Origin of the sequence: Streptomyces manipurensis, from assembly GCF_049570255.1 — a bacterium.
GTDB classification, from domain to species: domain Bacteria; phylum Actinomycetota; class Actinomycetes; order Streptomycetales; family Streptomycetaceae; genus Streptomyces; species Streptomyces manipurensis.
Map to the genome: position 1 here is coordinate 4,904,170 of NZ_CP186950.1, position 21,563 is coordinate 4,925,732.

The 21,563-nt window shown below is 74.3% G+C and carries 21 protein-coding genes; 12 read left to right on the forward strand and 9 right to left on the reverse strand.

Annotation, left to right across the window (positions count from 1 at the left end):
* The gene (gene snpA, locus ACPU2J_RS22865; protein WP_365488373.1) at positions 1–669 is read right to left on the reverse strand and encodes a snapalysin; all 669 of its coding nucleotides are present in this window, start codon (positions 667–669) and stop codon (positions 1–3) included.
* 212 nt (positions 670–881) lie between these two features.
* Here snpA and ACPU2J_RS22870 point away from each other — a divergent pair, with 212 nt between their 5' ends.
* Complete coding sequence (locus tag ACPU2J_RS22870; protein ID WP_420079637.1) at positions 882–1,814, forward strand: LysR family transcriptional regulator; 933 nt, start codon at positions 882–884, stop codon at positions 1,812–1,814.
* A 41-nt stretch (positions 1,815–1,855) separates the two neighbouring features.
* On the opposite strand, the gene ACPU2J_RS22875 is transcribed toward ACPU2J_RS22870, so the two are convergent.
* Positions 1,856–2,683, reverse strand: coding sequence for a hypothetical protein (locus tag ACPU2J_RS22875; RefSeq protein ID WP_423833903.1), 828 nt, complete (start codon positions 2,681–2,683; stop codon positions 1,856–1,858).
* A gap of 148 nt (positions 2,684–2,831) precedes the next feature.
* Here ACPU2J_RS22875 and ACPU2J_RS22880 point away from each other — a divergent pair, with 148 nt between their 5' ends.
* Positions 2,832–3,797, forward strand: coding sequence for a DUF4097 family beta strand repeat-containing protein (locus tag ACPU2J_RS22880; RefSeq protein ID WP_423833904.1), 966 nt, complete (start codon positions 2,832–2,834; stop codon positions 3,795–3,797).
* Position 3,798: 1 nt separating this feature from the next.
* The gene (locus ACPU2J_RS22885; protein ID WP_423833905.1) at positions 3,799–4,752 is read left to right on the forward strand and encodes a helix-turn-helix transcriptional regulator; all 954 of its coding nucleotides are present in this window, start codon (positions 3,799–3,801) and stop codon (positions 4,750–4,752) included.
* A 175-nt stretch (positions 4,753–4,927) separates the two neighbouring features.
* Here the strand turns inward: ACPU2J_RS22885 and ACPU2J_RS22890 are convergent, their stop codons facing one another.
* From ACPU2J_RS22890 to ACPU2J_RS22905, 4 genes are all read right to left on the reverse strand, one after another.
* The gene (locus ACPU2J_RS22890) at positions 4,928–5,503 is read right to left on the reverse strand and encodes a Clp protease N-terminal domain-containing protein (protein ID WP_423833906.1); all 576 of its coding nucleotides are present in this window, start codon (positions 5,501–5,503) and stop codon (positions 4,928–4,930) included.
* The gene (locus ACPU2J_RS22895; protein ID WP_030013034.1) at positions 5,503–5,712 is read right to left on the reverse strand and encodes a helix-turn-helix domain-containing protein; all 210 of its coding nucleotides are present in this window, start codon (positions 5,710–5,712) and stop codon (positions 5,503–5,505) included. Before ACPU2J_RS22895 ends, ACPU2J_RS22890 begins: the two co-directional genes overlap by 1 nt.
* Before the next feature lie 48 nt (positions 5,713–5,760).
* Positions 5,761–6,723 (reverse strand): zinc-binding dehydrogenase, encoded by a 963-nt coding sequence (locus tag ACPU2J_RS22900; RefSeq protein WP_423833907.1) that lies wholly within the window; start codon positions 6,721–6,723, stop codon positions 5,761–5,763.
* Between the two features lie 143 nt (positions 6,724–6,866).
* Positions 6,867–8,069: an NAD(P)-dependent malic enzyme gene (locus ACPU2J_RS22905; RefSeq protein WP_420079633.1), complete on the reverse strand. Its 1,203-nt coding sequence runs from the start codon at positions 8,067–8,069 to the stop codon at positions 6,867–6,869.
* A gap of 526 nt (positions 8,070–8,595) precedes the next feature.
* Here ACPU2J_RS22905 and ACPU2J_RS22910 point away from each other — a divergent pair.
* The 3 genes from ACPU2J_RS22910 to ACPU2J_RS22920 are packed head-to-tail and all read left to right on the forward strand — an operon-like array spanning position 8,596 to position 11,300.
* The gene (locus tag ACPU2J_RS22910) at positions 8,596–9,558 is read left to right on the forward strand and encodes an ABC transporter substrate-binding protein (RefSeq protein ID WP_046776117.1); all 963 of its coding nucleotides are present in this window, start codon (positions 8,596–8,598) and stop codon (positions 9,556–9,558) included.
* Between the two features lie 39 nt (positions 9,559–9,597).
* Positions 9,598–10,539: an amino acid ABC transporter permease gene (locus tag ACPU2J_RS22915; RefSeq protein WP_389068958.1), complete on the forward strand. Its 942-nt coding sequence runs from the start codon at positions 9,598–9,600 to the stop codon at positions 10,537–10,539.
* Positions 10,539–11,300 (forward strand): amino acid ABC transporter ATP-binding protein, encoded by a 762-nt coding sequence (locus ACPU2J_RS22920; protein WP_361591398.1) that lies wholly within the window; start codon positions 10,539–10,541, stop codon positions 11,298–11,300. Before ACPU2J_RS22915 ends, ACPU2J_RS22920 begins: the two co-directional genes overlap by 1 nt.
* A gap of 91 nt (positions 11,301–11,391) precedes the next feature.
* Here the strand turns inward: ACPU2J_RS22920 and ACPU2J_RS22925 are convergent, their stop codons facing one another.
* Positions 11,392–12,162 (reverse strand): class I SAM-dependent methyltransferase, encoded by a 771-nt coding sequence (locus ACPU2J_RS22925; protein WP_391341476.1) that lies wholly within the window; start codon positions 12,160–12,162, stop codon positions 11,392–11,394.
* 82 nt (positions 12,163–12,244) lie between these two features.
* On the opposite strand from ACPU2J_RS22925, the gene ACPU2J_RS22930 reads away from it, so the two are divergent.
* Positions 12,245–12,874 carry a CGNR zinc finger domain-containing protein gene (locus ACPU2J_RS22930; protein ID WP_361591402.1) on the forward strand — a complete coding sequence of 210 codons (630 nt, stop codon included), beginning with the start codon at positions 12,245–12,247 and terminating at the stop codon, positions 12,872–12,874.
* Here the strand turns inward: ACPU2J_RS22930 and ACPU2J_RS22935 are convergent.
* The gene (locus ACPU2J_RS22935; RefSeq protein ID WP_361591404.1) at positions 12,778–13,200 is read right to left on the reverse strand and encodes a S24 family peptidase; all 423 of its coding nucleotides are present in this window, start codon (positions 13,198–13,200) and stop codon (positions 12,778–12,780) included. The two genes, ACPU2J_RS22930 and ACPU2J_RS22935, sit on opposite strands and share 97 nt — an antisense overlap.
* 167 nt (positions 13,201–13,367) lie before the next feature.
* Here ACPU2J_RS22935 and sodN point away from each other — a divergent pair, with 167 nt between their 5' ends.
* Complete coding sequence (gene sodN, locus ACPU2J_RS22940; RefSeq protein WP_048475438.1) at positions 13,368–13,763, forward strand: superoxide dismutase, Ni; 396 nt, start codon at positions 13,368–13,370, stop codon at positions 13,761–13,763.
* Positions 13,764–13,864: 101 nt separating this feature from the next.
* On the opposite strand, the gene ACPU2J_RS22945 is transcribed toward sodN, so the two are convergent.
* Positions 13,865–14,050, reverse strand: a complete 186-nt coding sequence (locus tag ACPU2J_RS22945; protein WP_010061466.1) for a DUF6104 family protein — start codon at positions 14,048–14,050, stop codon at positions 13,865–13,867.
* 129 nt (positions 14,051–14,179) lie between these two features.
* On the opposite strand from ACPU2J_RS22945, the gene ACPU2J_RS22950 reads away from it, so the two are divergent.
* The 4 genes from ACPU2J_RS22950 to fxsA all read left to right on the forward strand — a co-directional run bounded on the left by ACPU2J_RS22950 (position 14,180) and on the right by fxsA (position 21,542).
* Positions 14,180–16,300 carry a trypsin-like peptidase domain-containing protein gene (locus ACPU2J_RS22950; protein WP_420079632.1) on the forward strand — a complete coding sequence of 707 codons (2,121 nt, stop codon included), beginning with the start codon at positions 14,180–14,182 and terminating at the stop codon, positions 16,298–16,300.
* 297 nt (positions 16,301–16,597) lie between these two features.
* The gene (locus ACPU2J_RS22955; protein WP_361591407.1) at positions 16,598–17,623 is read left to right on the forward strand and encodes an AAA family ATPase; all 1,026 of its coding nucleotides are present in this window, start codon (positions 16,598–16,600) and stop codon (positions 17,621–17,623) included.
* Between the two features lie 6 nt (positions 17,624–17,629).
* Positions 17,630–21,235 (forward strand): SAV_2336 N-terminal domain-related protein, encoded by a 3,606-nt coding sequence (locus tag ACPU2J_RS22960; protein ID WP_423833908.1) that lies wholly within the window; start codon positions 17,630–17,632, stop codon positions 21,233–21,235.
* Between the two features lie 112 nt (positions 21,236–21,347).
* A complete protein-coding gene (gene fxsA / locus ACPU2J_RS22965) occupies positions 21,348–21,542 on the forward strand; it encodes an FxSxx-COOH cyclophane-containing RiPP peptide (RefSeq protein ID WP_420079630.1) in 195 nt (64 codons plus the stop codon).
* Positions 21,543–21,563: the final 21 nt, after the last annotated feature.

A 21,563-nucleotide genomic window follows, 5' to 3' on the forward strand; every position in this document is an offset into this window, starting at 1 on the left:
TCAGCCCTTGGCGGCGACGTCCTTCGCGCCCAGGCCGGAGGCGAAGCCGTTGGCCCAGAGCTGGTTGACGCGCGAGCGCTCGGCCGAGTTCGGCACGGCGTTCGTGCAGGAGGTGCCCGGGCCGCCGCCCGACATCAGCTCGCTGCACGGGCCCGAGTAGTGGTCCGGCAGGCCCAGCACGTGACCGGTCTCGTGCGAGGTCACCCGGGTGGAGTTGTACTGCTGGTTCTGGCGGTAGTCGAGGAAGATGTAGCCGCGGCCGTGGCCGTCCGTGCTGGCGTACGAGCCGCGTGAGTCGTTGCCCTCGCGGTAGGAGAAGTTTCCGCCGGAGGACACCTCCTGCAGCTTCACGTTCGTCACCGAGCTGTTCCAGATCTGCGTGGAACGGGCTATCTGGGTGCGGAAGCTCGGCGCGCTGCGGGTGTTGTACGTGACCGTCACGGCCAGGGCGCCGGGGTTGGCGGCCCGCTGCTCGGCCACCGAGCGCTGCACGGCCTCGAAGAACGCCTGGTTCGCGGCCGCGTTCTCCGGCGAACGCTCGTAGGCTGCGTAGCTCGCGGCGTTCCCGGCGGGGGCGGGAGCGGCGGTCGCGGTGGGGACGGCGCCGAGGGTGGCGGCGAGGCCGATGCCGACGGCGGTGGCCAGCATGGCGTTACGGGAGTGGCGCATGTGGGGGAGCTCCTACTCGTTTCCGGTGCGGTGGGGGGTGGTGGTTCGGTACCGGAGTCTGCGGGAGCGGAAGTGCCCGGCGGATGATGTCACCAGCCGATAGCGCCGGCCTATCGGGGGGATTTCGGCAGCCCAACTAGAGTGAGAATGGCGGGATTCGGGGGGCTATCAGTGGCTGGTGCGGTCCACCGTGACCGGCCTACTCTCGGGACATGGAGCTTGAGGTCAGGCACCTGCGCGCACTGTGCGCCATCGCCGACGCCGGGAGTCTGCACAAAGCGGCCCGGCAACTCGGCGTGAGCCAGCCCTCGTTGACCACCCAGCTGAAGCGCATCGAACGGGCCCTGGACGGCGAGTTGTTCCTGCGCGAACGGACCGGATGCCGCCCCACGCCTTTCGGCCGGACGGTCCTCGGCCGGGCCCGCCCGCTGCTCGCCGACATGGCCGCGCTGGTCGCCGAGGCCCGCGCCCAGGCCCGCGGCCCCCGGCTGCGCATCGGCTCGACGGCCAGCCGGGCCCTGCCGGGGTGGCTGCGCCGGCTGCACCGGAGGCTGCCCGACACGGAGACCTCCCTCGTCGTGGACGTCTCCGCGAACGCCCTGCTGCGGATGGTGTCCTCCGGGCAGCTCGACGTGGCCTTCGTGCACGAGGTGGAGGGCAGCCCGCTGCGCCTGCCGACCGGGTTGCAGGTGCACGTGCTCATGGAGCGGGAGCCGCAGTTCGTCTCGATGTCCCGGGACCATCCGGCCGCCGAACAGGCGGTGGTCTCCTTACGGGACCTGGCCGAGGACCGCTGGATGGTGGACCCCTCGGTCGATGGGGAGTGGGACGGCCTGCGCCGGGTGTTCGCCGGGGCGGGCCTCGATCCGCCGGTGCTCCACGCCGACTACCACACAGCCACCTCGCTGATCATCTCCGGCGAGGCCGTCGCACCCTGCCAGCCGACCTCCGGGCCGCGCGAGGACATGGCGATCCGGCCGCTGTGCGGGGACCCCCTGGCCGTCCGCCTGCTCCTGGCCACCCGGCCGGGCGAGCACGCCGACGTCTACGAGGACCTGCGCGCCGCCTACCGGGAGGCCGCCCTGCGCACACCCCCGTACCGGGCCTGGCTCCACCACCACGCGAGCCCGCTCCTGGCGGCCTGAGCACCCTGCCGCGAGCCGGCCGCAGGCCGTCGTCGCAGCTCTCAGGCGCGCCGGACGGGCCGGGACCGCGCACGGTCGTAGGCCAGGAACAGGGCGCCCTGGGCGGTCAGCAGGGCACCGGCGGAGAGCCGGGCCGGGCTGCCGCGGCGCAGACCCCACAGCACCAGCGGTGCCCCGGCCGCCAGGTGCGCCGCCCCCAGGGCGCGGGCCCGCGGTCCGCGCACCCACGGGCCCAGCGGCCCCTCCTCCACCGCGTCGAGTTCGCTGCGGACGGCGTCGCGCCAGCCGGACCACTCCAGCGTCTCGACGCCGGGCGCCATCCGGGCCGCGCCCCGCAGCCGGTCGGCGGGCTCGCCCGGGCCCAGGCCGGGCGGCAGGGCCAGTCCCGTCCGGGTCAGCAGGGCGACCAGCGCCCGGAGCCTGCCCTCGCCGTCCATGACCGGGTCCGGGTCCGGGCGGCCGAGCCGCTCCAGGTCCTCCAGGTCGAGCACGGGGTCCAGGCCGAGCCGCGCGGCCAGGGAGCGCATCGCGTCGGGTGAGCCGACCGGCACGCCGGCCGCGTCCCAGGCGTGGTCGGCGGTGCGCCGGAAGCCGCTCGACAGCGCGAAACCGGTCCGGCCGGCCTCCCACCACAGGCTCAGCACCGGCCAGTCGGTGCCGACGGCGATCGCCGCACCCCACCCGGCCAGCACCTCGGCCACGCTCTCCTCGCCCTGCCGCCAGGGCTTGTCCTCGGGGACGAGCACGCTCCACTCGCCGGCGGGGGCCAGCAGCAGGCGGGCGCGCAGCAGGTGTGCCGGCCGGCGGACTGCGGAGGGCTCGGCGCGGCAGAGCAGAACGCCGCCGGTCGCGGCCGGGAAGATTGACATGCGCACACCCTATTGCAAACAGCCCCAAACGGCCCATTCCGACACCGCCCTTGACTTCACCCAACCGCGATATATCGTGTTGTTCGGAAGACGCGATATGTTGCGTGCGTCGAGCCCGGTCCGTGTACGTCCGAGGAGGATCAGCACCATGACAGAGCAGCCGTCTCAGCCGTCCCGGCCGTCGCAGTCGACGTGGCACGTCGACGGACCGCGGAAGCTGGTCTTCGAGGAGCCGGTGAACGAGCTCCGCGTCCGCGTGGTGAGCGGCGAGGTCAACGTCGTCGCCGCCGAGGAGGGCGCCGCGCGCCTGGAGGTGACCGACGTGGAGGGCCAGCCGCTGTACGTGGTCCACGACGACGGCGTCCTCACCGTCTCCTACGAGGACCTGCCGTGGAACGGGTCCCACGGCCTCAAGCAGTGGTTCGAGGCCAAGCCGTGGAAGGCCTGGGCGGGCTCCGCCTCCGGCCGCAAGGCCTGGGAGCGCCGGGCCGCCGTCACCCTCACCGTGCCCGCCGCCACCCGGGTCCACGTGACCACCGTCGACGCCACCGCCTTCGTGTCCGGCATCGAGGCCTCCACCGACGTCAACGGCGTCTCCGGCGACACCACGCTGGTCGGGCTGTCCGGCCGGGTCAAGGCGCACACCGTCTCCGGCGGGGTCGAGGCCCAGTCCGTCACCGGCGACCTCGGCTTCCACTCGGTCTCCGGCGGCCTGACCGTCGTCGACGGCGCCGGCGTGAGCGTACGCGCCGACTCCGTCAGCGGGGACATGCTCATCGACCTGGACCCCGGTCCGGACGCCGAACGCCCCGTGGACATCGCGCTGAACTCCGTCTCCGGGCAGGTCGCCATCCGCCTCCCGCACCCCGCCGACGCCCGGGTCGAGGCCAACACCGCCACCGGCGGGGTCTCCAACGCCTTCGAGGACCTGCGCGTCTCGGGCCAGCTGGGCGCCAAGCGGATCACCGGCACCCTCGGCTCCGGCGCCGGCACCCTGCGGGCGACCACCGTCTCCGGCGGCATCGCCCTGCTGCGCCGCCCGCCGGCGGAGAACGACGAGACCGCCCCCGCCCCGCTCGCGCCCGCCCCGACGCTCGACAAGAAGGTGCTCTGACATGCCGCCCGTCTTCGCCCACGGCCGCCTCCGCCTGTACCTCCTCAAGCTGCTGGACGAGGCCCCCCGTCACGGGTACGAGGTGATCCGCCTGCTGGAGGAGCGCTTCCAGGGCCTCTACGCGCCCTCCGCGGGCACCGTGTACCCGCGCCTGGCCAAGCTGGAGGCCGAGGGACTGGTCACGCACGCCACCGAGGGCGGGCGGAAGGTGTACTCCATCACCGACGCGGGCCGCGCCGAACTGGCCGACCGCAGCGGCGAGCTGGCCGACCTGGAGCTGGAGATCCGCGACTCGGTCAGCGAGCTGGCCGCCGAGATCCGCAGCGACGTCCGGGGCGCGGCGGGCGACCTGCGGCGCGAGATGCGCGAGGCGGCGAGCGCGTCGGCGACGCAGGTCGAGGACGAGTCCTGGAAGGCGGCCAAGGAGGAGCTGCGCAAGGCCAGGCAGGAGTGGAAGGAACAGGCGCGCCGGGCGAAGGACGAGAGCCGCCGGGCCCGCGAGGAGGCGCAGGCCGCGCGGCGCCAGGCGAAGGAGGCCCAGGACCGGGCCCGCGAGGAGGTCCAGCGCATCGCGGGGCAGCTCCAGGAGCAGCTGGCGAAGTCGGGCGGGGTCCTCGGCAGCCTGGCGGGAGCCTGGCTGGGCGGCACCACCCCGCCGTCCGCGGCCGGTGCGGGTGCCGCGGCGAGCCCGGGTGCGGGTGCCGGTGCGGGCGTACGTGACGACGCCGGTGCGGCGGGTCCGCAGGCCGCCGGTGCGGCCGCGGACTGGGCGGGGGACCTGGAGCCCAGCGGTGACCCGGCCTGGGACCTGGACCGGCTGCTGGACCGTTTCCGCGACGAGGTGAGGGACGCCGCGCGCGACCACGGGGTCACCGCGGACCGGCTGGCCGAGGCCCGCCGGCACCTCGCGGCGGCGGCCGCCCGGCTGGGGACCACGTTCGGCCCCGGGGCCTGATCGGCCCCGCTCCGGCCGGTGCCCCCGGCCCCCGGTCCCCGGCCTGAGCGGGCGGGAGCGAGAGCCGGGCGGCGACCCGTCCGGCGCCCCGTGGGGACGTTCCGCCCGTACCCGACCCGCCCGCCCGGCCCGGCCCGGCCCGTGCCCTCGGCCCCGCCGCGGCCCACCGGCGTTCCTACGCCGCCGGGGCCAGGGCCTCGGCCTCCGCGTAGGTGATGCCGTGGTCCGTCAGGACCTCGGAGACCGTGCCCGGCCGGGAGAGCAGGGCGAGCAGCAGGTGCAGGGTGCCGATGTGCCGGTCCTTGCGGCCCAGGGCGATCCGCAGCGACTGCTCCAGGACCTTCTTCGAGCCCTCGGCGAAGGGCACGTGCCGGCTGCCGGCCCGGTCGTCGGGCGTGGCGCGGCCGAGGGCCGAGCGGAGCGAGGACCCCACGGTCCGCCTGCGCGGCGCCGGGGCCGCGAGGGCCCCCTCGCCGTGGGTCTCCTCCACGCGGGAGACGATCTCGGTGAGGTCGATGCCGAGTCCGGCGAGCGCCTCCTCGTCGGCGCGGGACATCCCGCCCCGGCGGCGGGCCGCCGCCAGCCCGGCGGTCACCGCCGGGCGGTCGACGCCGAGCGGGTCCAGGGCTCCCAGGGCCAGCAGGGACAGGAGCAGGTGTTCCTCCGTGACCGCGGCGGCGCCGGCCCGCTGGGCCTCGGCCACGGCGCCCGTCACGGCCGAGCGGGCGTCCCGGGTGAATCGTTCGAACATCAGAGCCTCCCGTACTTCTTGTGCACGGCCTGCCGGCTGACGCCCAGCTCGGCCGCGATCTCCTGCCAGGACCAGCCCTGCGCGCGGGCGCTGCGCACCTGTACGGCCTCCAGCTGCTCCAGCAGCCTGCGGAGTGCCGCGACGGCACGCAGGCCCACGCGCGGGTCGCGGTCCCCGGCCCGTTCGGCGAGATCGGTCGCTTCCGTCATGATGTCAATGTAGGTTGACGCGGGAGGGTCGTCAACCCCGGTTGACGCCTACGGCTTGAGGACGATCTTGCCGAAGAGGTCGCCCGACGCGAGCTTCTCGAAGCCCTCGCGCGCCCGGTCCAGCGGCAGCACCTCGTCGATGACCGGCCGCAGCCCCGTCGCGGCGCAGAAGGCCAGCAGGTCCTCCAGCTCGTCCTTCGAACCCATGGTCGAGCCGACCACCTTCAGCTCCAGGAAGAAGATCCGGGTCAGCTCCGCGTGCGCGGGCCGGTCGCCGCTGGTCGCCCCGGAGATCACCAGGGTGCCGCCGGGGCGCAGGGACTTCACCGAGTGCGACCAGGTGGCCGCCCCCACCGTCTCGATCACCGCGTCCACCCGGTGCGGGAGCCGCGCGCCCGGCTCGTACGCCTCCACGGCGCCCAGCTCCACGGCCCGCTTGCGCTTGGCCTCGTCCCGGCTGGTGGCGAAGACCCGCAGGCCCGCCGCCTTGCCGAGGGCGATCGCCGCGGTGGCCACGCCGCCGCCTGCGCCCTGGACCAGGACGGAGTCGCCGGGGCGGACCCCGGCGTTGGTGAAGAGCATCCGGTACGCGGTCAGCCAGGCCGTCGGGAGGCAGGCGGCCTCCTCGAAGGACAGCTCGGCGGGCTTGCGCAGGACGTTCCAGGCGGGGACGGTCACCTGCTCGGCGAAGGTCCCCTGGTAGCGCTCGGTCAGGATCGAGCGCGGCTCGTCCGGGCCGACCCCGTGGCCGCTCTGGCCGATCACGGAGTGCAGGACGACCTCGTTGCCGTCCTGGTCGATCCCGGCGGCGTCGCAGCCGAGGATCATGGGGAGCCTCTCCTCCCCGATGCCGACCCCGCGCAGCGACCAGAGGTCGTGGTGGTTGAGGGAGGCGGCCTTGACGTTCACGGTCACCCAGCCGGGCCTGGCCTCCGGAGCCGGGCGGTCGCCCAGTTCAAGGCCGTTCAGCGGCTGGTCACGGTCGATTCGGGCGGCGTAGGCAGCGAACATGCGGCGACGCTACCGCTCGGTAGCCCCCACATCCACCCCCGTTCCCGTCACACCCCCGCGCGTCCGCACCCGGCCCGGCGTTCGCGAAGGGGCCCGTCCGGAGATGTCCGGACGGGCCCCTTCGCGTACTGCTCGGTCCGCGGTCAGGCCAGGCGGGCCACGCCGTCGGCCTTGGCGGCGGCGGCGACGGCCGCGGCCACGGCCTCCGCCACGCGCGCGTCGAACGGCGAGGGGATCACGTAGTCGGCGGCGAGCTCGTCACCGACGACGCCGGCGATGGCGTCGGCGGCGGCGATCTTCATGCCCTCGGTGATCCGGGTGGCGCGCACCTTGAAGGCACCGGCGAAGATGCCCGGGAAGGCCAGGACGTTGTTGATCTGGTTCGGGAAGTCCGAACGGCCGGTGGCCACGACCGCCGCGTACTTGTGCGCGACGTCCGGGTGGACCTCCGGGTTCGGGTTGGCCATGGCGAAGACGAAGGAGTCCTTCGCCATCGTCGCCACCGCCTCCTCGGCGACGGAGCCGCCGGAGACGCCGATGAACACGTCCGCCCCGACCAGCGCCTGCTCCAGCGAACCGGTCTGCCCCGTCGTGTTGGTCAGGCCCGCGATCTCCGCCTTGACGTCCGTCAGGTCGGAGCGGTCCGCGGACACGACGCCCTTGCGGTCGGTGACGCAGACGTCGCCGATGCCCGCGTCCACCAGGATCTTGGCGATGGCGATGCCCGCCGCGCCGGCGCCCGCGATCACGGCGCGCAGGTCGCCGAGGGTGCGACCGGTGAGCTTGGCGGCGTTGCGCAGGGCGGCCAGCGTCACGATGGCCGTGCCGTGCTGGTCGTCGTGGAAGATCGGGATGTCCAGCGCCTCCTGGAGGCGCCGCTCGATCTCGAAGCAGCGGGGCGCGGAGATGTCCTCCAGGTTGACCCCACCGAAGGACGGCGCCAGACGGATGACCGTCTCGACGATCTCGTCCGTGTCCTTGGTGGCGAGCGCGATCGGGACCGCGTCCACACCACCGAACTGCTTGAAGAGGATGGCCTTGCCCTCCATCACGGGGAGGGAGGCTTCCGGGCCGATGTCACCGAGGCCGAGCACGGCCGTGCCGTCGGTGACGACGGCGACCACGTTGGACTTCCAGGTGTACTCGTTCACCAGCTCCGGCTGCTCGGCGATGGCGGTGCACACCTTCGCCACGCCCGGGGTGTACGCCAGGGACAGGTCGTCCTTGTCGTTCACCGGAACGGTGGCCTGGATGGCCATCTTGCCGCCCCGGTGCAGTGCGAACACCGCGTCCGGGTTGTTGTCCGTAGCACTGTCGCTGCGAGGGTTGACGATCTCCGCTGCCACTTCGTGTGACCCCTTAATTCCTTTTGTTCGTTGAGGGTGGCCACTCCTGGTTAAGGGGTGGGCGGGCACCGCGTCCGTACTCCGCATCGCCGGTTGGCCCGTCTCCGCGGAGGGGAGGTTCGTACGCGCGGGCGCGCCGCACGCGCGCCCTGAGCCCCGGATGAGGGGTGTAAGGATCTGTTCTACCCGAAGAACACTCGCTCAGACGAGTCGATTCCGGCTCAACCGTAGGTCACTTGCCCGCCTTTTGGCGAAAAGTCCAAACCTTGCCGTCCGGTGGGCGAGACGCCCCGGAGAAACTGCGCCCAAAAGGCCAGGTCACGGCAGTATCTGCGGCCTCGAACCCCCTTGCCCGCAGTCCTGTTGGCCTACCCGGGTCGCCCGTTATGCGATTTTGACCTGACGGGCAGCCTGAATGTCTCAGTCCGAATGGCAAGATGCCGTAATCACACAAGGTCGCGACACTCGATGGTGCGTGTCCGACCGTTTTTCGATGCTTTTCCACCCCTGTCGGAGGAACGAAGCCATGACCGCAAGCACCACCCGTCGTACGACCGCCGCTCGGTCCCGGATCGCCGCGGTCGGCGCGATCGCGGTCGCCGGCGCCCTGATCCTCACCGGTTGTGGCGACCAGACCGACAAGGCGTCCTCGACCCCGTCGGGTGCGGCGAACAACAGCAGCGCGCCGCTCTTCTCCAAGCTCCCGAAGAAGATCCAGGACGCCGGTGTGATCAAGGTCGGCACCGACGCCACCTACGCGCCGATGGAGTTCACCGAGGGTGGCAAGATCGTCGGCGTCGACCCGGACATCGCGGCGGCCCTGAGCAAGCAGCTCGGCGTCCAGTTCAAGTTCGAGTCGGGCACCTTCGACACGCTGATCGGCAGCATGCAGACCGGCCGCAGCGACCTGGTCATGTCCTCCCTCACCGACACCAAGGCCCGCCAGGAGGGCCTGGACGACAAGGGCGCCAAGACCGGTGCGGGCGTCGACTTCGTCGACTACTTCTCCGCCTCGACCGGCATCCTGGTCAAGAAGGGCAACCCCCAGGGCATCAAGACCCTCGACGACCTGTGCGGCAAGACGGTCGCCGTCCAGCGCGGCACCACGTACGAGGAGTCCGCGAAGACCCAGGCCGAGAAGTGCAAGACGGACGGCAAGGGCGAGCTCAAGGTCGAGTCCTTCCCGACCGACGCCGAGGCCCAGACCCGTGTGAAGGCCGGTGGCGCCGCCGCCGACCTGAACGACTCCCCGGTCGCCGCGTACATCGCGCAGACCGCGGGTGGCGGCAACGACTTCGAGGCCATCGCCAACCCGACCGACGCCGGCCTGTTCGGCATCGCGGTGGACAAGAAGAACACCGAGCTGCGCGACGCGCTCAAGGAAGCCCTCGACGCGATCATCAAGGACGGCACCTACAAGGCCGCCCTCGACAAGTGGAACGCGGGCTCCGGCGCCGTCACCGAGGCCAAGATCAACGCCGGTTCCTGACCTCCGCGTACCACCGCAGCACACTGAAGGGCAGTCACTGTGACTGACAAGCTCGACAAGGACCCGGGTCCTGCGGACACCCCGCCGGCCGGTTCCGTCCCCCCCGAGGCGATCCGTGCCATCCCGGTCCGCCACTACGGCCGCTGGATCAGTGCCGTGGTCGTCATCGGCCTGGTCGCGGCCCTGATCGTCGCCTTCTCGCAGGGCAACGTGCGCTGGGCGACCGTTCCGGAGAAGCTGTTCGACCCGTCGATCCTGCGCGGTGTCGTCAACACCATCTGGATCAGCGTCACCGCCATGGCGCTCGGCCTGGTGCTCGGCGTCCTGTTCGCCGTCATGCGCCTCTCGAAGAACCCGGTGACCAGCACCATCGCCTGGTTCTACATCTGGCTCTTCCGCGGCACCCCGGTGTACGTGCAGCTCCTCATCTGGTTCAACCTCGCCCTGATCTTCCCGATCCTGAACCTCGGGTTCTACAAGGACGAGATGACCCAGGTCATGACGCCGTTCCTGGCCGCCCTGCTGGGCCTCGGCCTCAACGAGGGCGCGTACATGGCGGAGATCGTCCGCGCCGGCATCCAGTCGGTCGACGAGGGCCAGACCGAGGCCTCGCACGCACTCGGCATGACCCGGACGCAGACCATGCGCCGCGTCGTGCTGCCGCAGGCCATGCGGGTGATCGTGCCGCCGACGGGCAACGAGTTCATCAACATGCTCAAGACCTCGTCGCTCGTCGTCGCCGTGCAGTACTTCGACCTGCTGCGGGCGGCCCAGGACATCGCGTCCACCTCGTTCGCGGTCATGGAGATGTTCTTCGTCGCCTCGATCTGGTACCTGGCGCTGACCAGCGTGTTCAGCGTCGGCCAGTACTACCTGGAGCGCCGCTACGCCCGTGGCGCGCTCCGGACCCTGCCGCCCACGCCGCTGCAGAAGATCAAGGCGAAGCTGTCCAGCTTCTCGAACAGCAAGGCGGTGGCCTGATGACGGCCATGGTGAAGGCCGAGGGCGTCCACAAGTCCTACGGTGCGGCGCACATCCTCAAGGGCATCGACCTGGAGGTCGCCCCGCGTGAGGTCTTCTGCCTGGTCGGCCCGTCCGGCTCCGGCAAGTCGACCTTCCTGCGGTGCATCAACCACCTGGAGCAGATCAACGCCGGACGGCTGTACGTCGACGGGGACCTCGTCGGCTACCGCCAGAAGGGCGACAAGCTCTACGAGCTGAAGGACAGCGAGGTCGCGGCGCAGCGCCGGGACATCGGCATGGTCTTCCAGCGCTTCAACCTCTTCCCGCACATGACGGCCATCGAGAACGTGATGGAAGCCCCGGTCATGGTGAAGGGCGAGTCCAAGTCGGTGGCGCGCGAGCGCGCCATCCGCCTCCTGGACCGGGTGGGCCTCGGCGAGAAGGGCGGGAACTACCCCTCCCAGCTCTCCGGCGGCCAGCAGCAGCGCGTGGCGATCGCCCGCGCGCTCGCCATGGAGCCGAAGCTGATGCTCTTCGACGAGCCCACGTCGGCGCTCGACCCCGAGCTGGTCGGCGACGTCCTGGACGTCATGCGGGACCTGGCCGAATCGGGCATGACCATGATCGTGGTCACGCACGAGATGGGCTTCGCCCGCGAGGTCGGCGACAACCTCGTCTTCATGGACGGCGGCGTGGTCGTCGAGTCGGGCCACCCCCGTGACGTGCTGGGCAACCCCCAGCACGACCGGACGAAGGCCTTCCTCTCCAAGGTGCTGTAGTCGGCGCGAGCCCCGAGGGGCGGTACGGGATCCCCGTACCGCCCCTCGGGCGTTCGGTCCGGGCGGCTGCCGACCGGCCCGGACCGGGGCGTCATTTCACGGCCAGGACCAGGGCGTCGGAGGGCGAACGCCAGACCGTGCGGGCCTCGGCGAAGCCGGCGGCGCGCAGGGTCGCGGCGTGCCAGGCCTCGGTGGGGGTGTCGCCGTCGGCGTGCTCGCCGTAGATCGCGAAGCGGCGGGCGGTCGGCTCCGCCAGTACCGGGTCGGCGGCCGCCAGCGCCCACCACTCGCGCCAGTCCAGTGCCCCGGCCGCCTTCGCCCGGTCCATGCCGGCGTGCCGGTGGGCGTGCTCGGCGGCGTCGATGCGGGGGGTGTCCGGGTCGGGCATGTGGTCGGCGTTCATGAACACCCCGCCCGGGGCGACCAGCGGGGCGAGCTGCCCGTACAGGACCGCCAGGTCCGTGCTCGGCAGCCAGTGCAGGGCGGTGGCGGTCAGCACCGCGTCGTACGAGTCGTGGGGGAGGCGGGCGCGCCAGTGCGGGTCCTTGAGGTCGGCGGTGACCAGCGTGACCCGCTCGTCGCCCGCGAAGTGGCCGGCGGCGATGGCGAGCAGGGCCGGGTCGAGATCGACGCCTGTGCTCGTGGCGTCCGGGAACCGCTTGAGGGCGCGGTCCGTAATACTTCCCGTACCGCACGCGAGGTCCAGCAGCCGGGGAGCGGGGCCCACCAGTGCCTCGACCATGTCGAGCATCACCCGGAAGCGCTCCTCGCGGTCGGGCATGTACCACTCCTGCTGGCGGTCCCAGCTGTCCTGCCAGGCCTGCCAGTCGGTCGTGCCCGTCGCCCCGGTCGTATCCGTCATCCCGAACCCCTCCAGTCGTAATACCCTCGAAGACGTCTCAGTCGTTACCAGAGACACTAAGCCGCAGCCGTAAGGACTACAAGTGGAACTGGCCCATTACTCGGACTTCGCCGTGCGCCTGGTCAACACCGAGGAGCCGGCCCGCAACAAGGACACGCTCACCTCGGTGGACGCCGTCCGCGCCCTGTTCGGCGCCAGCCAGCAGATGGCCCGCCGCGTCAACGACGGCGACGTCACCCGCTTCCGCAACGTCCGCGGCCGCCTGCGCGCCGTCTTCGAGGCCGCCGACGGCGGCGACCACGTCCTCGCCGTCGACCTGCTGAACTCGCTCCTCATGGAGTTCCCCGTCAGCCCCCAGGTCTCCGGCCACGAGACCCTCAAGGACGACGGCGGCCCCGACTGGCACATCCACCTCGCCGAGCACCCCTCGAACGCGTCCGCGGGCTACGCCGCCATGGCCGCCATGGGCCTCGCCTTCGCCCTCACCGAGCACGGCCCCGACCGCCTCGGCCTCTGTCAGGCCGCACCCTGCCGCAACGCCTACCTGGACACCTCCACCAACCGCTCCCGGCGCTACTGCTCCGACCGCTGCGCCACCCGGGCCAACGTCGCCGCCTACCGGGCCCGCAAACGGCTGGAGGCCGAGGAGTCCGCCCGCAGCACCCGCAGCGCCGACACCGCCCAGGACAGCCGGGCCCTCAGCGAACGCTGACCCGCCTCGCGCGGCCGCAGCCGCAGCACGGCCGTCGCCAGCACCAGCTCGCCGGGCACAGCCCCGTAGTCGGTGCTGTCACCCGTCTCGTTGTACGGGTTGTCGCCCAGCACCCACCAGCGGCCGCCCGGCCGCCGCTCCACCGCCCGCTTCACCACGAGCAGGTCCTGCTGCAGGGGATGGCGCAGCACCACCACGTCACCGGGCCGGACGGCGCCCCCGTACCGCACCACCAGGGTGTCCCCGTCCAGCAGGGTCGGGACCATCGACGGCCCCGTCACCTCCACGAGCCCGAAGCGCCTGCCCGGGCGCCCGCCGTCCACCATGCACGTCCTCCTCGTCACCCCCGCATGCTGCCCCAACGCCCCGTACATTCGCTCACCGGTCCGGCCGCGACCCTGGACTTTTGTCCCAAGCCCATGGGGGCGCCCGCGAAAACCTGCCCTTCAGCGAGTAATCTCCCCTCTTGAGAAGACGATCACGAGGAGGACCCATGCTTTCCCGTCTCTTCGCCCCCAAGGCGAAGGTCTCGGCCCACTGCGACCTGCCGTGCGGCGTGTACGACCCGGCCCAGGCCCGCATCGAGGCCGAGTCCGTGAAGGCCGTCCAGGAGAAGTACCAGGCCAACGAGGACGCCGACTTCCGCGCGCGCGCCATCACCATCAAGGAGCAGCGCGCCGAGCTCGCCAAGCACCACGTCTCGGTGCTGTGGAGCGACTACTTCAAGCCCCCGCACTTCGAGAAGTACCCGCAGCTGCACACCCTGGTCAACGACACCCTGAAGGCCCTCTCGGCCGCCAAGGCGTCGAACGACCCGGCGACCGGCCAGAAGGCCCTCGACCTCATCGCCGAGATCGACCGCATCTTCTGGGAGACCAAGGCCGCCTGAGCCTTCCCGTCCCCCGCACGGAGGGGCCCGTCCGCGATGCCGGACGGGCCCCTCCGTCGTCGCCGGACGGGCCTCCCGTCCGCGCCGCCTTGCCTACGGGACTACTCGTCCTCGTCGTCCTCGTCGTCCAGCCGGGCCAGCCAGGTGGCCAGACGTTCCACCGGGACCTCGAAGTCCGGGTTCAGGTCGACGAACGTGCGCAGCTGCTCGGCGAGCCACTCGAAGGTGACCTCCTCCTCGCCGCGCCGCTTCTCCAGCTCCTCGATGCCGCGATCGGTGAAGTACAAGTCGGGCTCCGTGCCGTGATGGGGATGTGCGGGGAATGTTTCCCGCCAGGATAGTCCGCGGCGATTTCGCGACCTCCCGCCCGCGGCACCCGCGGCGCTAGCCTGGACGCCTCACGAGCGGGGGTGCCGATGACCGACGGGCGCACGACCGGGACGGCGCGCGCCTTCGAGCTCCTCGAACCCCTCGTCCAGGCCGCGACGGTACGCGTTCACGCCCCGCCCCGCGGGTATGACACCTCCGGCAGCCTTCGGACCGGTCCCACGTGGGGGAGCGGTTTCTTCATCGCCCCCGGCTGGGTCCTGACGTGCGCGCACGTGGTCGGCGAAGGGGGTGCCGCGGTGCGTCTGACGGGCCGCGAGGTCGGCATCACCTTCCACTCCGGCAGACCCGGCGGACACGGAGCCGTCACCGGCACCGTCACCGGGCGCGTGGAATGCGTACTCCCCGAACGCCTGGAGGAGCGCAGGCCCGCCCGGCACGCCCTGTGGGACCTGCCCGACCTCGCCCTCGTCCGGGTACTGGCCCCCGTCTCCCACGCCTGCGTCTGGCTCACCGACCGCTCCCGGCCGCGCTTCGACGAGGTCGCCTACTTCGGCTGCACCGAGGACCTCGGCGCCCCCGAGATCACCGGACGCACCACCCGGCTGCGCGGCACCGCGGGCCAGGGCGCCGCCATCCGGCTCGCCCACGACGACGAGATCGACCCCGGCATGTCCGGCGGCCCCGTCGTGGACCTGGCCCGCGGCGAGGTCGTCGGCGTGGTCAAGGCCCGGCGGCACACGGGCGGCGGCGGGCTGGCCGTCTCCGTCGTGCAGCTGCGCACCCTGCCCATGCCGGCCCGCGGCCAGGTGGGCCTCTACCGGCGGGTCATGCAGGCCCACGACCTGCACCACTACGACCAGCACCTCAGCGACCTCGACAACCGCCGCACCTGGACCGACGTGCACGGCGAACTCCCGCCCGAGGAACGCGACCCCTACGGCGGCCGCGGCCGGCTCACCCCCGGCGAACGCACCACCCTGTGCGGCCTGCTCGCCGAACTGCCCCCGCCCGGCTCCTCCGAGGTCGTCCGCGCCCTGGTCGAGGCCGCACGCGGAGAGGAGCCCGACCCGCAGCCCCCCGCCCCGCTCAGCTGGCGCGACGGCCTCGGCCTGCTCCACGACCCGCCGGCCGGCACCGGCGAGGCGGCGGCGATGCTCCGCTACGCCACCGACGTCAGCGTCGCCGACCACCGCGAACCGCCGGCACCAGGAGCCGACGAGGAACTGTGGGACTGGGTACGGGCCACCGCCGAACGGCTGTGGCGCCCGCTGCGCCGCGAGCTCGGCGAACGCCACGAGCGGGGCCTCGCGGAGCGCGAGCGCCGCCGCCGCGCCTCGGCCGGCCGGATCCTCCAGGGCGCTCCGCGGCGGTCCGGCGGCCTGCCGCCCGGGGCCTCGGTACTGCTGGAGGTGTGGGCGCACGGCTGGGAGAACCTCTACGACTGGCGGGTCTCCGTCCTCGCCGGACCGGCCCACCCCGGCCGGGTGACCCCGGTGGACTCGGGCGTACGGGCGACCGTGGCGGCCCTGCCGGAACACCTCGGGGTCCCGCTCGCCGAGGCCTTCAGGCGGTGCGACACCCACGAGGCGGCGGCCCTGCTCGAAGTCGCGGTCGCCCCGGAGCTGTTCGGCCTCGGGGTCGACGAGTGGGTGGTGACCGGCGGCGTACCGCTGGGCGTGCAGCGGCCGGTGGTGCTGCGCCACCCGGGCGGGCCGGGGACGCGTCCCGGCCTCGCCGGCGCGCACCCCGCCGACCACGAGGCCTCCGCCGCGGCCGCCCGCTGGGCCCGGGTCCAGACGGGACCGCTCCAGGACGAACGGGCCGACTGCGCGGGCGGACGCCCCCGGGCCCCCGCCGCCGCATGGCTCGCCGCCCTGCCCGACAACACGGTTCCGGTGCACTGCCGGGCGGCCGACCAGGAACCGACCCTGGGCGCCCTGCACGCGGTGCGGGACGCCGGGTACGGGGTGGCCGTGACCCGCAGGCCCCCCGAACCGGGCGGCTCGTGCGCGCCGTTCCACCGCGGCCTCCGGGAGGAACTGGCCGACGCGGGGCGGGCGGAGGTGCTCCCGGTACGGCTGCAGACCCTGCGCGGCCGGGCGTACGGGGCGGACCCCGACGCCTACTGGGCCGCCGGCACCGGGCTGGTGTGGGAGGACCCGGCCCGCCCGCTGCCGGACGTCGAGCCGCTGCACGGGGACCTGTGACGGGCGCCCCCGGGGACGGGGTCCGGGACGGGCGGCGGATGACGGGTGAAGGGTGATGGGTCACGGTTGGCAGGTGGCAGGTGGCAGGTGGCAGGTGGCAGGTGGCAGGTGGCAGGTGACGGACGGCGGGTGAGGGGAGACGGGTGACGGCCCGCGGGACGGGCAAGGGCCGACGGGCCGTGGCGAACGGGTGCCGGGCCGGGTGCGAACACCGGCGGCCGGACACGACCGGGCCCGGCCCGGGGGACGCCGGCCGGCCGATCCGGGCCGGCCGAGGCGAGGGAGGGAGCACGCACCATGAACGACGAATGGCTCATCTACCGCGGGGCCGGTGAACCCCACGACGGCATCGACGCCCTGCCCGACCCGCCGCCCTGGCGGGACTTCGACGGCGGACCCGTGACCGAACCGGGCGCCGCCGCGGCCGCCGCCGAGGGGAACGTGGCCCGCCGGCTCGGGGCGCACCGGCAGGCCGCCGCGCTGCACCGCCCGGAGCCCGAGGAACTGGAGGCCATCAACGCGGCCCTCTACCTGCGCCGGCCCCTCCTCGTCACCGGCCTCCCCGGCACCGGCAAGTCCACCCTCGCCCACTCCGTGGCCCACGAGCTCAGACTGGGCCGGGTCCTGCGCTGGCCCGTGGTCTCGCGGACGGTCCTCCAGGACGGCCTGTACCGCTACGACGCCCTGGCCCGGCTCCAGGACGTACAGCTCGCGGCCGGCGGCGCCGGACCCGCCGCCGCGACACCCGGCGGGGTGCCCGGCATCGGCAAGTACATCCGGCTCGGGCCGCTCGGCACCGCCCTGCTGCCCTCCGCCCGCCCCCGCGTCCTCCTCGTCGACGAACTCGACAAGAGCGACATCGACCTGCCCAACGACCTCCTGAACGTCCTGGAGGAGGGCGAGTTCACCCTCCCCGAGCTGGAACGCGTCGCCGACACCGAACCCGAGGTGCAGGTCCTCACCGACGACGGGACCAAGGTGACCGTCCGCGGCGGCCGGATCCGCTGCCGCGCCTTCCCCTTCATCATCCTGACCAGCAACGGCGAACGGGACTTCCCGGCCGCCCTGTTGCGCCGCTGCATCCAGCTGGGTCTCGGCCAGCCCGGCGAGAAGCGCCTCGCCACCATGGTCCGCGCCCACCTCGGCGAGGAGGCCGCCCGCCTCGGCGCCGACCTGATCCGGGAGTTCCTCAGCCGCTCCCAGTCCGAGCTGGTCGCCGCCGACCAGCTCCTCAACGCCGTGTACCTCACCCACTACGCCTCCCCGCCGACCCGGGAGGACCTCGCGGACCTGCTCATCCAGCGCCTCGACCGCCCGAGGTGACCCGCCGTGCCCGATCCCGCCACCCCGCCCGCCGTACCCGACCCCGCCGCACCACCCCCCGCCGTGCCACCGCCCCGCGGCGCACCGCCCTCGCCCGCCGCCCCCGTGCGTGACCTGGCCGCCCTGCTGCGCGGCGCCGGCCTCGACCCGTCCGCCGAGGAACTCGCCGACGCGCTCTGGCTCGCCGGCCACATCCGGGGCCCCGGCCCGCCCGCCCCGGCGGACCGGGACCCCGAACCGGGCGGGCAGCCCGGGGAACCCGCGGCGGAACCGGCCGACCCCGCCCGCCCGGAAGCCGAGGCCGAGGACCCCGTACGGCTCTACGCGCCCGGGGAACACCACCCCGACGGGCCCGGCGACGGCGTCCCGCCGCAGACGCCCGAGGAGTACGGGGTCCCCGTACGGGTGCCCGGCGCCACGGCGCTGCCCCGCATCCTGGACATCCAGCGGGCCCTGCGCGCCCTCCAGCGGCACCGCCCGCCGGCCCCGCCCGTCCGGCTCGTGCTCGACGAACCCGCCACCGCCGAGGCCAGCGCCCGCGCCCTCGGCCTGGTCATCCCCGTACTCCGCCCGGACAACCGGCGCGAGGCGACCGTACGGCTCGTCATGGACGCCTCGCCCTCGATGGCCGTCTGGCAGGACATGTTCGAGGAACTGCGCTCCGTGTGCGAGCGGCTCGGCGCCTTCCGCGACGTCCAGGTGCACTACCTCCACCGCCTCGCCGACGGCACGGTCGCCCTCGGGCGCAGCCCCCACCCGGCCACCGGGACGCGTTCCGGGGACCAGCTGAGGGACCCCACCGGCCGGGCCCTGACCATGGTCGTCTCCGACTGCGCCGGCCCGCTGTGGCGCGAGGGAACCGCCCAGCGGCTGCTGCACCGCTGGGCCGAGTGCACCCCGTGCATGGTCGTCCAGCCCCTGCCGCAGCGGCTGTGGGGCCGCAGCTGGCTGCCCACCGAACGCGGCACCCTCGCCCGGCCCGACGGCGGCGGACACCGCCTCCGCTTCCGCCCCGACCGGCCCCCGCCGCCCGGCCGGCCCGACGGCGGGATCGCCGTGCCCGTGCTGCCGCCCAGCCCGGCCGCCCTCGGCACCTGGGCCCGGCTCGTCGCCGGCCTCGGCACCGGACCCGTCCCGGCCGAGGTGGGACGCGTCCTGCCCGACCACCCGGCCGCACCCCTGCCGCCACCGCGCGTGGTCCGCCCGCCCCGCGAACTCGTCGCGCGCTTCCGCTCCTCGGCCGCGCCACGCGCCGTACAGCTCGCCGTGTACCTGTCGGCGGCCCCGCTGACCCTGCCCGTCATGCGTCTGGTCCAGCGCACGATGCTGCCCGACTCGGAGCCCTCGGACCTGGCCGAGGTGCTGCTCAGCGGGCTGCTGCGGCGCAGCGCCTCCGGCCCCGGGCACTGGTACGCGTTCGTCCCCGGGGTGCAGGACGTCCTCCTGGGGCCGCTGGGACGCGACGACGCCGCGCTGGTCCTCAAGCACTGCTCGGAATACGTCCGGGCGCACTTCGGCGCGGGCGTACGCAACTTCCCCGCGCTCGCCGTGGCCCAGCTGACCGGCACGGCCGCCGCCCAGCCGCCCGCCGCCCAGCCGCCCGCCGCCGGACCCGGGGACGACGCGCGGGGGGCACCGGAGGGGGCGCCGGAAGGGCGGCTCCCGCAGGCCTTCGCACAGGTTTCGGCCAAAGTCGTCCGCCGCTACCTGCCGGGGATGCCGCAGGAGCCGTCGGCGCCGCGGCCCGCCACCGTGCCGCCCGCCGCCGCACCCGCCAGATCCGGGGCCCTGCGCACGGCCCGGGACCGCCTCGCCGACGCCGACGCGGACGCGGACGGCGACGCCGGGGCACGCGCCCTGCACGAGGCCGTGGCCGTGCTGCGCAGGGTCGTCACCGCCCCCGCGGGCCCCGGCGACCCGCCGGAGGAGGCCGAGACCGAACTGGCGGGGGCACTGCTGCGGCTGTGGACCGCCCGGCGCGACCCCGAGCTGCTCGCCGAGGCCGAACGGGCCGTGTCCGGGCTGCGGACCGCCCCGGCCGTGGCCGTCCGCGGCCGGGTGCTGTACGAACGGGCCCTCGCCTCCGGACCGGACCCGGAGCTGCTGGCCGCCGCCGACCGGGAGTTCGCCGCGGCGGCCACGGCCGCCGCAGCCGCCGGCGACGCGGGACTGCGCAGGGACTGCACGGTCCGGCGGGCCGAGACCCTGATCCGGCTCAGCGGGCTGCGCGACGACACGGGGGCGCTCCGCGAGGCCCGCGCCGCCCTGGAGCCCCTGGCGGGCGCGGTCCCCGGCGCGGCCGCGCACCACGCGGCGGACTCCGACGCCGCCGAGGCCGGGCCGGCCGCTCCGGGTCTTGTTGCTCCGGGTCCGGCCGCTCCCGGCCGGGGTGTTCCTGGTCCGGCCGCTCCCGGCCGGGCCGACTCCGCCGCCGCCGACCCCGGCCCGGGCGGCCAGGGTGCGGGCGGCGCCGGTGCGGGCGGCCCCGGTGGCCCGCCGGACGGGGCGGCCGCCGAGACGCACCCGGAGGTGCAACTGGCGCTGGCCCGTGTCCTGCTGGCGCTGCTGCCCCGCACCCCCGAAGCGGCCGAGCGCACGGCCCTGGCCGAGCAGGCGGCGGCCCGCCTGTCGGCGGTCCTGGCCTCCACCCCGTCCGCCGCCCCGCACTCCGGGCCCGGTCGCGGCGGCGCCGCGGCCGCGCGGGTCCGGGTGGACCTCGCGGACGCCCTGCGGCACCTGCCCGCACGGCTGGACGAGGCCGCCGGACACCTCGACGCGGCCCTGGAGGAGACCGTCGCGGACCCCGAGCTGCGGGTGGCGGCCCTGGTCTGCCTGGGCCGCACCCACCGCGAGAGGTACGTCCGCGACGCCGACCCGGCCGCCCTGGAGGACGCCGCCGAGGCCTACGGGCGCGCCCGCAGGCTGCTGCCCCGCGACGGAGAGGCCTTCGCGGAACTCCTCCCCGAATGGGGCGAGGTGCTCCTGGAACGGGCGCGGGCCGTCGGCGGACGGCGGTTCACCGGAGCGGCCGTGCGCATCCTGCGGGAGAGCCGGGCGGCGGTGCCGCAGTCCGACCCCGGGGCCGCCCACCGGCTCGTACGGCTCGCCGCGGGCCTGCGGCTGCGGCACGCCTACGAGCACGACGCGGTGGACCTGCGCGAGGCGGAGCACCTCCTGGAACTCGCCGTCCGGCACAGCCGCGGCCCCCTGGAGCGGGCCCGCGCCTGGCGCGACCACGGGGACGTCCAGCAGGAGATCCACGGCCACACCCGTGCCGCGGACCGGCTCGACCGGGCCGCGGAGTCCTACCGGCTGGCCTGGCGGGCCGCCCTGGAGGCCGACCGGGAGGGCCGCGACGACCACGAGGGCCGCGACGACCGGTCCGGCCCCGGCGGCCACGGCGGGCTCCCCGGCAGGGAGGACACCGCGCTGCGGCTCGCCGCCCGCGTGCAGGAGTCCCGCGGGGCGGTCCTGGAACGGCTCGCGCGGCCGCGGGCCGCGCTGGAGGAGTACCGCGCGGCCCTCCAGCTGTGGAAGCGGATCGGCGCGGACCCCGACGGGCGCTCCGCGGGACTCCGCGCGCGGGTACGGGCGCTGGAGACGGGAAGGTGAGCGGAGCGGGGGTGGTGCGGCGGCCGTCGCGCGGGACCGTTTCCGCGTACCGGCCGGAGGGAAGAGGCAGGGGACCGTCCGGAATGCGACGCGACTGGGGGAGCGGCGGCACATGGTGACCAAACGTCAGGACGCGGACCCGGCCGCCCCGGCCTGCTCCGGGCGGCTGCCGGACCTCTCCGGCCTGGACCTGGCCGCCCTGCGCGGCATCGACCACCCCGTATTGGCCGAGGTGATCGAGGGCCTGGTGGAGCGGGTGACCCACCCGGCGGAGATCCTCAACGCCTTCGACTCCAGCGTGGCCTGACCCCCGCGCACGGGTTCGCCC

Bases quoted from the DNA above. Each gene is read 5' to 3' on its own strand.
- snpA (WP_365488373.1), bottom strand. From the start codon at position 669: ATGCGCCACTCCCGTAACGCCATGCTGGCCACCGCCGTCGGCATCGGC.
- ACPU2J_RS22870 (WP_420079637.1), top strand. From the start codon at position 882: ATGGAGCTTGAGGTCAGGCACCTGCGCGCACTGTGCGCCATCGCCGAC.
- ACPU2J_RS22875 (WP_423833903.1), bottom strand. From the start codon at position 2,683: ATGTCAATCTTCCCGGCCGCGACCGGCGGCGTTCTGCTCTGCCGCGCC.
- ACPU2J_RS22880 (WP_423833904.1), top strand. From the start codon at position 2,832: ATGACAGAGCAGCCGTCTCAGCCGTCCCGGCCGTCGCAGTCGACGTGG.
- ACPU2J_RS22885 (WP_423833905.1), top strand. From the start codon at position 3,799: ATGCCGCCCGTCTTCGCCCACGGCCGCCTCCGCCTGTACCTCCTCAAG.
- ACPU2J_RS22890 (WP_423833906.1), bottom strand. From the start codon at position 5,503: ATGTTCGAACGATTCACCCGGGACGCCCGCTCGGCCGTGACGGGCGCC.
- ACPU2J_RS22895 (WP_030013034.1), bottom strand. From the start codon at position 5,712: ATGACGGAAGCGACCGATCTCGCCGAACGGGCCGGGGACCGCGACCCG.
- ACPU2J_RS22900 (WP_423833907.1), bottom strand. From the start codon at position 6,723: ATGTTCGCTGCCTACGCCGCCCGAATCGACCGTGACCAGCCGCTGAAC.
- ACPU2J_RS22910 (WP_046776117.1), top strand. From the start codon at position 8,596: ATGACCGCAAGCACCACCCGTCGTACGACCGCCGCTCGGTCCCGGATC.
- ACPU2J_RS22920 (WP_361591398.1), top strand. From the start codon at position 10,539: ATGACGGCCATGGTGAAGGCCGAGGGCGTCCACAAGTCCTACGGTGCG.
- ACPU2J_RS22925 (WP_391341476.1), bottom strand. From the start codon at position 12,162: ATGACGGATACGACCGGGGCGACGGGCACGACCGACTGGCAGGCCTGG.
- ACPU2J_RS22935 (WP_361591404.1), bottom strand. From the start codon at position 13,200: ATGGTGGACGGCGGGCGCCCGGGCAGGCGCTTCGGGCTCGTGGAGGTG.
- sodN (WP_048475438.1), top strand. From the start codon at position 13,368: ATGCTTTCCCGTCTCTTCGCCCCCAAGGCGAAGGTCTCGGCCCACTGC.
- ACPU2J_RS22950 (WP_420079632.1), top strand. From the start codon at position 14,180: ATGACCGACGGGCGCACGACCGGGACGGCGCGCGCCTTCGAGCTCCTC.
- ACPU2J_RS22955 (WP_361591407.1), top strand. From the start codon at position 16,598: ATGAACGACGAATGGCTCATCTACCGCGGGGCCGGTGAACCCCACGAC.
- fxsA (WP_420079630.1), top strand. From the start codon at position 21,348: ATGGTGACCAAACGTCAGGACGCGGACCCGGCCGCCCCGGCCTGCTCC.